This is a genomic window from Halomonas sp. A29, from assembly GCF_046723295.1.
Taxonomy (GTDB): domain Bacteria; phylum Pseudomonadota; class Gammaproteobacteria; order Pseudomonadales; family Halomonadaceae; genus Halomonas.
Window position 1 is genome coordinate 501,990 of record NZ_JAXQPR010000003.1, and the last position, 8,969, is coordinate 510,958.

Sequence of the window (8,969 nt, forward strand, 5' to 3'; positions counted from 1 at the left end):
GTTTATCGACCTCCCACCAACGTCACGATACGCAGCGTTCGATCATCGGGTATTTCGGCCTGCGACATGACCACCAAGTGGCGCATGCGCCGGCGCAGGAAACGGGCCAGCAGCGGACGCAGGCTATGCTGTACGACCAACACCGGCGGCTCACCGCTCGCCTCGTGCCGCTCCAAGGCTTGCTCGGTCTGGCGCATCAAGGTCTCGGCGAGCCCTGGCTCGAGCGCCCCATTGCCATTCATTGCCTGCATCAGGACCTGCTCGAGCTGGGCATCCAGACCGATTACGTTCAGCGTATCGCGTCCGGGGAACCATTGCTGAGTAATCGCCCGTCCCAACATGATCCGCACCAGTGCCGTCAGTTCATTGGCATCCTGCTGCTGCGTTGCATGTTCTGCCAGGGTATCCAAGATAGTGCGCATGTCGCGAATGGAGACGTCCTCATCGAGCAAGTTCTGCAGGATGCGCTGCAGCACGGTCAGGCTGATCGCCTTGGGTACCACGTCATCGACCAGCGACTTCTGCTCCTCGCCCAGCTTGTCGAGAAGCTTCTGGACCTCCTGTCGCCCCAGCATTTCCGACGCATGACGATGCAGCAGGTGGTTGAGATGCGTGGCAATCACGGTGCCGGCGTCGACCACGGTGTAACCGTAGACCTGAGCGTGTTCGCGCTGACCGCCGTCGATCCAGATGGCCGGCAGGCCGAAGGCGGGATCGGAGGTCGGCGTCCCCTGAAGCTGGCCGGTGACCTGACCGGGGTCGATGGCGAGCCACTGGCCCGGGAAGGCTTCGGCACGGCCGATCTCGGCCCCCTTCAAGGTGATCACGTAAGTGTTGGCGCCAAGCTCCAGATTGTCGCGGATATGCACCACGGCGGGCAGGAAGCCGACCTCCTGGGCGAACTTCTTGCGCACGCTCTTGATCCGCCCCAGCAGCTCGCCATCCTGACGCTGATCGACCAGCGGGATCAGGCGATGCCCGACCTCGAGACCCAGCGTATCCACCAATTGAACGTCCTCCCAACTGGCCTCGGGCATTTCGGGTGGCGCTGGCACTTCGGTGTGAAGCTCCTGTTCGACCAGACGCTGCTCCTTCTGCCGCGTAAGCATCCAGGCCAAGCCGGCCAGCAGGCCAGTGAAGATGAGGAACACCAGGTTGGGCATGCCCGGCACCAGGCCCAGCAGGCCCATGACCAGCGCCGCCAGGACCATTACCTGGGGGTTGACGAACAGCTGGCTGATCATTTGCTGGCCGACGTCCTGCTCGGTGTTGACGCGGGAGACCGTCACGCCGGCGGCGGTAGAGATGATCAAGGCGGGGATCTGGGCGACGAGACCGTCGCCGATAGTCATCAGGGTATAGGTCCTGGCGGCATCGCCGAAGCCCATGCCGTGCTGGAGCATACCGATCATGAGACCGCCGATGACGTTGACCACCATGATGATCAAGCCAGCCATGGCGTCGCCGCGCACGAACTTGCTGGCACCGTCCATGGAGCCGTAGAAATCTGCCTCCTGGGCGACCTCGGCGCGACGCTTGCGGGCATCCTCCTCGCCGATGAGGCCTGCGTTGAGGTCGGCGTCGATGGCCATCTGCTTGCCGGGCATGGCGTCGAGCATGAAGCGCGCGCCGACTTCGGCGATGCGCCCCGCACCTTTGGTGATGACCATGAAGTTGATGATGACCAGGATCAGGAATACCACCAGGCCCACGGCGAAGTTGCCACCGATGAGGAACTCGCCGAATGCCTCGATCACCTTGCCCGCAGAATCGCCACCCTGGTGGCCCTCCATCAGGATGACTCGTGTCGAAGCGACGTTTAGCGACAGGCGCAGCAGCGTGGTGAACAGCAGCACCGCCGGGAAAGCGGCAAAATCCAGCGGCTTCTGGGTGAACATGCTGACCAGCAGCACCATCACTGCCAAGGCGATGTTGAAGGTGAAGAGGAGGTCGAGCGCGAACGGCGGCAGCGGCACGATCATCATGCCGAGGATCATGATGATCAGGATCGGGCCGGCCAGCAGCTTCATGCGTACGTCGCTTATCCAATCACGACGCCCGATAATATGGCTGAGTGATTTCATCGACGTTCTCCGCCGGGCCCTGCGGAGCCCTGGTCAGCGGCGCCAGCTACCGCATCGGCGGCTGGCACTGCCAGGTTTTCCGGTATGGGCAAATTCTCGGGTGTAGGCGGCACCTCTCCCCCCTCTTTGGAAACGTGCTTGAGACGGAAGGCCCAGGCCAGGACTTCCGCTACGGCGGTATAAAGATCCATCGGGATCTCGTGCTCGAGATCGACGTGATGATACAGCGTGCGAGCCAGCGGCGGCGCCTCAAGCAGCGGGACACCGGCCTCCCGGCCAATTTCGCGAATACGCCCGGCTACCAGGTCGGCACCCTTGGCAACCACCCTGGGGGCCCCCATGCCTTTCTCGTCATACTGCAGAGCCACTGCATAGTGGGTCGGGTTGGTGATGATCACGTCTGCCTCGGGTACCTTGCTCATCATGCGTCCACGCGCCATGGCCTGCTGCTGGGAGCGAATGCGCGCCTTGACGTGCGGGTCGCCCTCGGACTCCTTGTGCTCGCGCTTGACCTCATCCTTCGACATGCGCAACTTCTTGGCATGGCTCCAGAGCTGGTAGGGCACGTCGATCAGGATCACCACCAGCAGCGTCAGTACCATCAGCCCACAGGCCTCGGCTGCCATCATCAACGCCCGGGCCAACGCCTGGGTCGTCGGTTGATCCATCAGCGACAGGTATTCCCCGCGCTTGAAGTAAAGGTAGGTCATGCCGACCCCACCAATGAGCAACGACTTGGCCACTGCCTTGAACAGCTCCACCAGCGCCTGGGTGCCGAACATGCGCTTCAGGCCCTTGAACAGGTTGAGCTTGGACAGCTGGGGCTTGAGCGACTTGGCCGAGATCAGCCAGCCACCGAGCAGCGCAGGCGCCACCAGCGCCACCAGGGTCAGCAGCAGGAACAGCGGCAGCATGGTCAGCAGCGTACGGTTCGCGAGATCGAGCACGTTGCTCAGCATGGGGCCGGTTTCAAAGGCTTGGCGACGCTCGAACAGAAAGGCCTGTTCCATGACCAGTCCCAACTGGTCATAGAGCAGCGCTCCCATCGACCACATGCCCACCACGCCACCCAACAGCAGCATGAAGGTCGTCAACTCCCGGGAGCGGGCGACCTGGCCATCCTCGCGCGCCTTCTCGAGGCGTCGAGGCGTGGCCTCTTCGGTCTTTTCCTGATCGCTGCTCTGGTCGGCCATGGCACCTGCACACTTCTACGCACGGTGGCCATTGTGGCGTCAACGGCAGGTTGGCGATACGCCAAAAAGCGCCGAAGATCGTAGCCTTATCGGCTGCGACCCTCGGCGCAGAAGAATAGTCATGTTGAACTTTGGCGAGAAAAACCAGGTAATTGAGACCGCTTTTCCTCAGAAGCCAAGCTGATCGAGTAGATCGTCCACCTGATCCTGCGTAGTGACCACATCGGCGCCGGGCTTGATCTGAGGGCCGTTCAGCAGCCCCTCCTCCCGGCGGCGCGCCTCGTTCTCCCACTGGTCGTTGGCCTTGCGCTGCATGTTTTCGCGGGCCATTTCTCCGGGAACGTTATCGATCAAGACCTGTACCAGTTGATGCTCGATTTCACGGATGACGTCCATCATCTTCTTGATCACCTGGCCTGTCAGGTCCTGGAAGTCCTGGGCCATCATGATCTCGAGCAGCTCCTTCTGGGTAGCCTGGGTCTTGTCGGGCACATCGGCCAGGTAGGAGCGCGTCTGCTTGACCAGGTCACGCGCCTCGTCGAGCTCCTTGGGCTCGGCGAACCACTCCGCCCAGCGCTTGTCCAGCGACTCGGCGCCACTGCTGATCGAGTCCTGCAGCGGCTGGGCACGATCGATGGCATTGAGAGCGCGCTCTGCGGCCTGCTCGGTCATGGTAGCCACGTAACTCAGCCTGTCCCGCGCGTCGGGAATCGCCTCCGCCGCCTTCTCGATTTCCTTGTCCAGGCCCAGCTCGCGCATGCTTTCCCGCAACATGCGGGTAAGCTGTCCGATCCGTTGGACCAGATCTTCGCCGGCGGCTCCGGCCGATTGAGCCTGGCCAGGCTGCTCGTTTGCGCTCATCTTGTCTCTCCTCCGCCAGCGGGGCTAGCCGTCGGCGTCATTTGCCCAGTTTTTCGAAAATCTTGTTGAGTTTCTCTTCCAGCGTGGCTGCGGTGAACGGCTTCACTACGTAGCCGCTGGCTCCTGCCTGAGCCGCTGCAATGATGTTCTCCTTCTTCGCCTCGGCGGTCACCATCAGGACGGGAAGCTCCTTGAGTGCCGCATCGCCGCGGATCTGCTTGAGCATCTCCAGGCCGTCGAGATTGGGCATGTTCCAATCGGAAACGACGAACTCGAAGGAACCGGAACGCAGCTTGCTCAACGCTTCCTGCCCGTCTTCGGCCTCCTCTACGTTGGTGTAACCCAACTCCTTGAGCAGGCTCCGAACGATCCGGCGCATGGTCGGAAAGTCGTCGACCACCAGAAAGCTCATGTTCTTGTCAGCCATCGGGATTCCTCTCTATCTATCTAACAATGATCGTCGTCTGACGGCGCTGGTTGCCGTCGTGGGTGCAATGAGCCTTCAGAACTCTTCCCAGTCGCCCTCGGCTACAGGCTCACGCTGGGGTTTACGCTTCGGCTTGGGATCGATTTCGGCGACTGCGCGCGAATCCAGGCGCGCCCGTTCCCCCTGCTTGGGCAAAGCAGGCACACCGGTACGCTGTGCCAACGTCGCCTCGCCAGCAGAAGTCCCGGCTCGTGCCTGCTCAGCGCTGTCTTGGTGCGCCTGCTGCACGTCCCCCACCAGGCGGAACACGGCGACGGCCTGCTCGAGGTGGCTGGCCTGCTCTTCCAGCGAAGCGGCGGCCACCGTCGCCTGCTGAACCAGCGAGGCATTCTGCTGGGTCACCTGATCCATCTGGCCCACCGCCTGGCTTACCTGCTCGATACCGTCGCTCTGCTCCTGGGAGGCTGCCGAGATCTCATCCATGATGTCGGTGACACGGCGCACCGCCTTGACCACCTCGTCCATGGTCTCGCCGGCCTGTTCGGCCAGGGTCGAGCCCTCCTTCACCTGGGCCACGGAGCCGTCGATCAGCTCCTTTATCTCCTTGGCCGCAGTCGCACTGCGGCTGGCCAGGTTGCGCACCTCGCCAGCCACCACGGCGAAACCGCGCCCTTGCTCGCCGGCACGCGCCGCCTCCACCGAGGCGTTCAGCGCCAGGATGTTGGTCTGGAAGGCGATGGAGTCGATCACGCTGGTGATATCGCTGATCTTCTGCGAGCTCACCGAAATACCGCTCATGGTCTTGACGACGCGATCGACGACCTCACCGCCACGCTCCGCGGTGGTCGAGGCATCCAGGGCCAGCCCGCTGGCCTGGCGTGCATTGTCGGCATTCTGGCGAACCGTGGCGGTAAGCTCCTCCATGCTCGAAGCGGTCTCCTCCAGCGAAGCCGCCTGTTGCTCGGTGCGAGAGGAGAGATCAACATTGCCGCTGGCGATCTCGCGGGTACCGATGTGGATCGAGCCGCTGCTGTCGCGTACCTGACCGACGATGCGCGTCAGGCTCTGCTGCATGTTGCGCATGGCGTTGAACAGCTTGCCGATCTCGTTACGGCTGCCCTCGGGGATCCTGCCGGTCAGGTCGGCCTTGGCGATGGTCTGCAGATGCTTGACCGCGGAGTTGAGCGGATGAATCACCGTGGCGCGTAGCCCGAAGTAGACCAACCCCAACACGAGTATGGCCAGCAGAAGCGCCACCCCCATGACGATCTCGGAGCGATCGGCCTGGGCGCGGAAGTCTGAGGTCATCGCCTGGGCAGTACTGAAGCCATAGGCAACGAACTCGGTCATGCTGTCGGCCAGGGCAGCACTCGGCTCGGTCAACTGATCACGCAGGTTACCGAACCCCGGTGTGTTGAGCTGATCGAGCGCCTCGTGCTGTTCACGCACGAGCCCAAGCACCGTCGTAAAGTGCTGCTCGAGCCGCTGCGCCATCTCCTGGGCCTCAGCGGATTTGGGTGCGGCAACGAAATTACTCAAGCGGACTTCGGCACGATCCATGCGATTTGCCGCGGTATCGAGCTGTTCATTGGCATCGCCCATGCGCCCCAGCATGATCTGGTTGGAAGCGATTTCAAGGCTTACGCGTGCCAGGTTGAGCAAGGCGTCGGCACGGTTGATCTCGTTGAGCTGTTGCGTGTTGATGCGATCGAGATCCGTCATGACCCGGCCGGCATGTCGCTCCGACAGAAACGAAAGCAGCGACACCACGCCAATCAGCACGGCAAAGCTGACCAGGGCGGCAATCACGGTGGCATGAATGCTGATATTGCGAATCAAGCGGCTCATCTCGAGGCGACTCCTTGCGTAAGGTGACGATGTCTCTCGTCTTGTTTTTTTTGAGTCTTCAGACTCGCTGGGCACGGCCCGAGGCCGCCACCAGCGCCATCAGGCGCTCCGGAATGTCGTCGAGGCTGGTCACTTCTACCGCCCCTCCCATGGCGATGGCCTCACGCGGCATGCCGAAGACCACGCAGCTCGCCTCGTCCTGGGCCAGAGTGGACGACCCTGCCTGGCGCATCTCGAGCAGGCCAGCCGCGCCATCCTTGCCCATGCCGGTGAGAATCACACCGATGGCGTTGCGCCCTGCCTGGGTAGCGGCAGAGTGAAACAGCACGTCCACCGAGGGGCGGTGACGGTTGACCGGGGGGCCGTCGTCGAGCCTGGCCACGTAGTTTGCCCCGCTGCGCGCCAGCTTGAGATGTGCATCGCCAGGAGCGATATAGGCATGGCCCGGCAACACCCGCTCGCCATCGCTGGCCTCCTTCACCGTAATGTTGCAGAGACGGTTGAGCCGCTCGGCAAAGGAACGGGTGAAACCGCCAGGCATGTGCTGGGTGATCAAGATGGCCGGACTATTGGCGGGCAATGGCTCTAGTACGGCGCGGATTGCCTCGGTTCCTCCCGTCGAGGCCCCGATGATGATCAACTTTTCGCTCGATACCAGCGGTGCCTTCAAGGTGGCCCGTGGTGCCGCCTGGGCCTGACGCGCCTGGCGCGGGCGTGACTTGGCCGCGGCACGAATCTTCTCGGCGATGTCGTTGGCATACTCGAGCATGCCATTGCGGATGCCCAGCGACGGCTTGGCGACGAAGTCGACGGCCCCCAGCTCAAGGGCACGCAGGGTGATCTCCGAGCCGGCCTGAGTCAGTGACGACACCATCAATACCGGCATCGGTCGCAGGCGCATCAGGCGCTCGAGAAAATCGAGGCCATCCATCCGCGGCATCTCGACATCAAGTGTCAGCACATCGGGGTTGTGCCGCTTGATGAGGTCGCGCGCCACCAGAGGATCAGGTGCCACGGCTACCACTTCCATGTCCGGCTGCGAGTTGATGATCTCGCTGAGAAGATCACGAATCAGCGCGGAGTCATCGACACACAGCACCTTGATCCTGTTCGATCCCAAGACAAGTCTCCTGTTCATGAGGGAGTCATTGCGACCCGAGGCAATTCATACGTCAATCATCGGCCTGGGAGATGAAAACTTTAGGCTCACTGCCTGAAAAGGCTCCAGCGCGGTGCCTCTTTGCCACGACCAAGGCAAGCATCGACAACCGCGCTGTTGGCAGTTTCCTCACACTCTGGTAGTGACACGATCCGCCAAGGTGTAGACCGTCTGACCACGCAGGCGGAACACCTTGCTGATGTAGGAGAAGTTCTCCGAGTGGCCAGCGAACAGCAAACCATCGGGCTTAAGCAACGGGGCAAAGCGCTCGAGGATCCGAGCCTGGGTCTGCTTGTCGAAATAGATCATCACGTTGCGACAGAAAATGGCATCGAAGGGTCCCTTGAGCGGCCATTGCGGTGCGAGCAGGTTCATCGACAAGAACTCCACCATAGACGAAACCTCGGGCCTCACCCTGGCAAGCCCTTCATGTTGCCCCCGCCCTTTGTGAAAGAAGCGTTTGACTCGGCTTTCATCGAGCTTGCGTACCTGTTCGACGGGGTAGACGCCAGCCCGTGCACGTGTCAACGCCTCGGTGTCGATATCGGTGGCCACGACGCGAGCATCCGCCGCGCGTGCGCCCAAGGTCTCCAACAGAGTCATGGCAATCGAGTACGGCTCCTCTCCGGTCGAGGCGGCTGCGCTCCAGACGCGCACGGGTCCGCTGGTCTTGCGCACATGCTCGGCCAGCAGCGGAAAGTGGTGCATTTCACGGAAAAAGGCCGTGAGATTGGTCGTCAAGGCATTGGTGAATGCCTCCCACTCCTTCGCATCGGGCTGGCGGGCCAGCCTTTCCAAGTAGTCGCTGAAGCGAGTCAGGCCATGATGGCGCAAGCGCTTGGCCAGACGGCTGTAGACCATCTCGCGCTTGTGCTCCGCCAGCACGATACCCGCTCGCTGATAGATCAACTGGCGAATCCGGGAAAAGTCTTCATCGGTGAGGATGAGGTCACGCTCGAGGTGACCCAACCCGGACCATTGCCCCGGCTCCATCCCGGGGCCCTGTAACTTCGTCAAAATGTTTCCCACTCTTCATCGGCCGTCGCCTTGCTTGACTTGCCAGGAGTACGCTTCACCGGACGCGGGTCATGCGACAAGGCGGGGGTGGCAATCCGCGCACGCCCGGCAGAAGCCTCCGAGGTTCGCTCTTGCTCGTGGATGGTTACCTGCTCGAGCCCGGCGCCACGCAGCCGGAAGACACGAATCGCACGCTCGAGCAGCTCTGCCTGGTGCTGCAGGTCACTGGCCGCCCGCGCGCTCTGCTGCACGCGTTCGGCGTTCTGCTGGGTCACCTGATCCATCTCGGTGATGGCCTGGTTGATCTGGCCGATACCGCTGCTCTGCTCCTCGGAGGCCGCCGTGATCTCGCCCATGATGTCGTTGACCCGCTGCGAGGC

Annotated in this window: 7 protein-coding genes and 1 pseudogene; all 8 read right to left on the reverse strand. The window is 62.3% G+C overall.

The features are described from left to right. Window positions 1–2: 2 nt before the first annotated feature. Window positions 3–2,084 (reverse strand): flagellar biosynthesis protein FlhA, encoded by a 2,082-nt coding sequence (gene flhA / locus SPH52_RS08300; RefSeq protein ID WP_411794533.1) that lies wholly within the window; start codon window positions 2,082–2,084, stop codon window positions 3–5. Continuing rightward, window positions 2,081–3,277, reverse strand: coding sequence for a flagellar biosynthesis protein FlhB (gene flhB / locus SPH52_RS08305; RefSeq protein ID WP_411794534.1), 1,197 nt, complete (start codon window positions 3,275–3,277; stop codon window positions 2,081–2,083). Before flhB ends, flhA begins: the two co-directional genes overlap by 4 nt. Before the next feature lie 168 nt (window positions 3,278–3,445). After that, window positions 3,446–4,138, reverse strand: a complete 693-nt coding sequence (cheZ, locus tag SPH52_RS08310; protein ID WP_411794535.1) for a protein phosphatase CheZ — start codon at window positions 4,136–4,138, stop codon at window positions 3,446–3,448. A gap of 37 nt (window positions 4,139–4,175) precedes the next feature. Further along, window positions 4,176–4,565: a chemotaxis response regulator CheY gene (cheY, locus tag SPH52_RS08315; protein WP_411794536.1), complete on the reverse strand. Its 390-nt coding sequence runs from the start codon at window positions 4,563–4,565 to the stop codon at window positions 4,176–4,178. Between the two features lie 75 nt (window positions 4,566–4,640). Further along, entirely contained in the window at window positions 4,641–6,413 is a 1,773-nt protein-coding gene (locus tag SPH52_RS08320; RefSeq protein WP_411794537.1) for a methyl-accepting chemotaxis protein, read from the reverse strand. Window positions 6,414–6,471: 58 nt separating this feature from the next. Beyond that, on the reverse strand, window positions 6,472–7,533 hold the full coding sequence (locus tag SPH52_RS08325; protein ID WP_411794538.1) for a protein-glutamate methylesterase/protein-glutamine glutaminase: 1,062 nt from the start codon (window positions 7,531–7,533) through the stop codon (window positions 6,472–6,474). Window positions 7,534–7,701: 168 nt separating this feature from the next. Further along, complete coding sequence (locus tag SPH52_RS08330; RefSeq protein ID WP_411794554.1) at window positions 7,702–8,565, reverse strand: CheR family methyltransferase; 864 nt, start codon at window positions 8,563–8,565, stop codon at window positions 7,702–7,704. 20 nt (window positions 8,566–8,585) lie between these two features. Continuing rightward, a pseudogene (locus SPH52_RS08335) lies at window positions 8,586–8,969 on the reverse strand (chemotaxis protein); the annotation flags it as partial.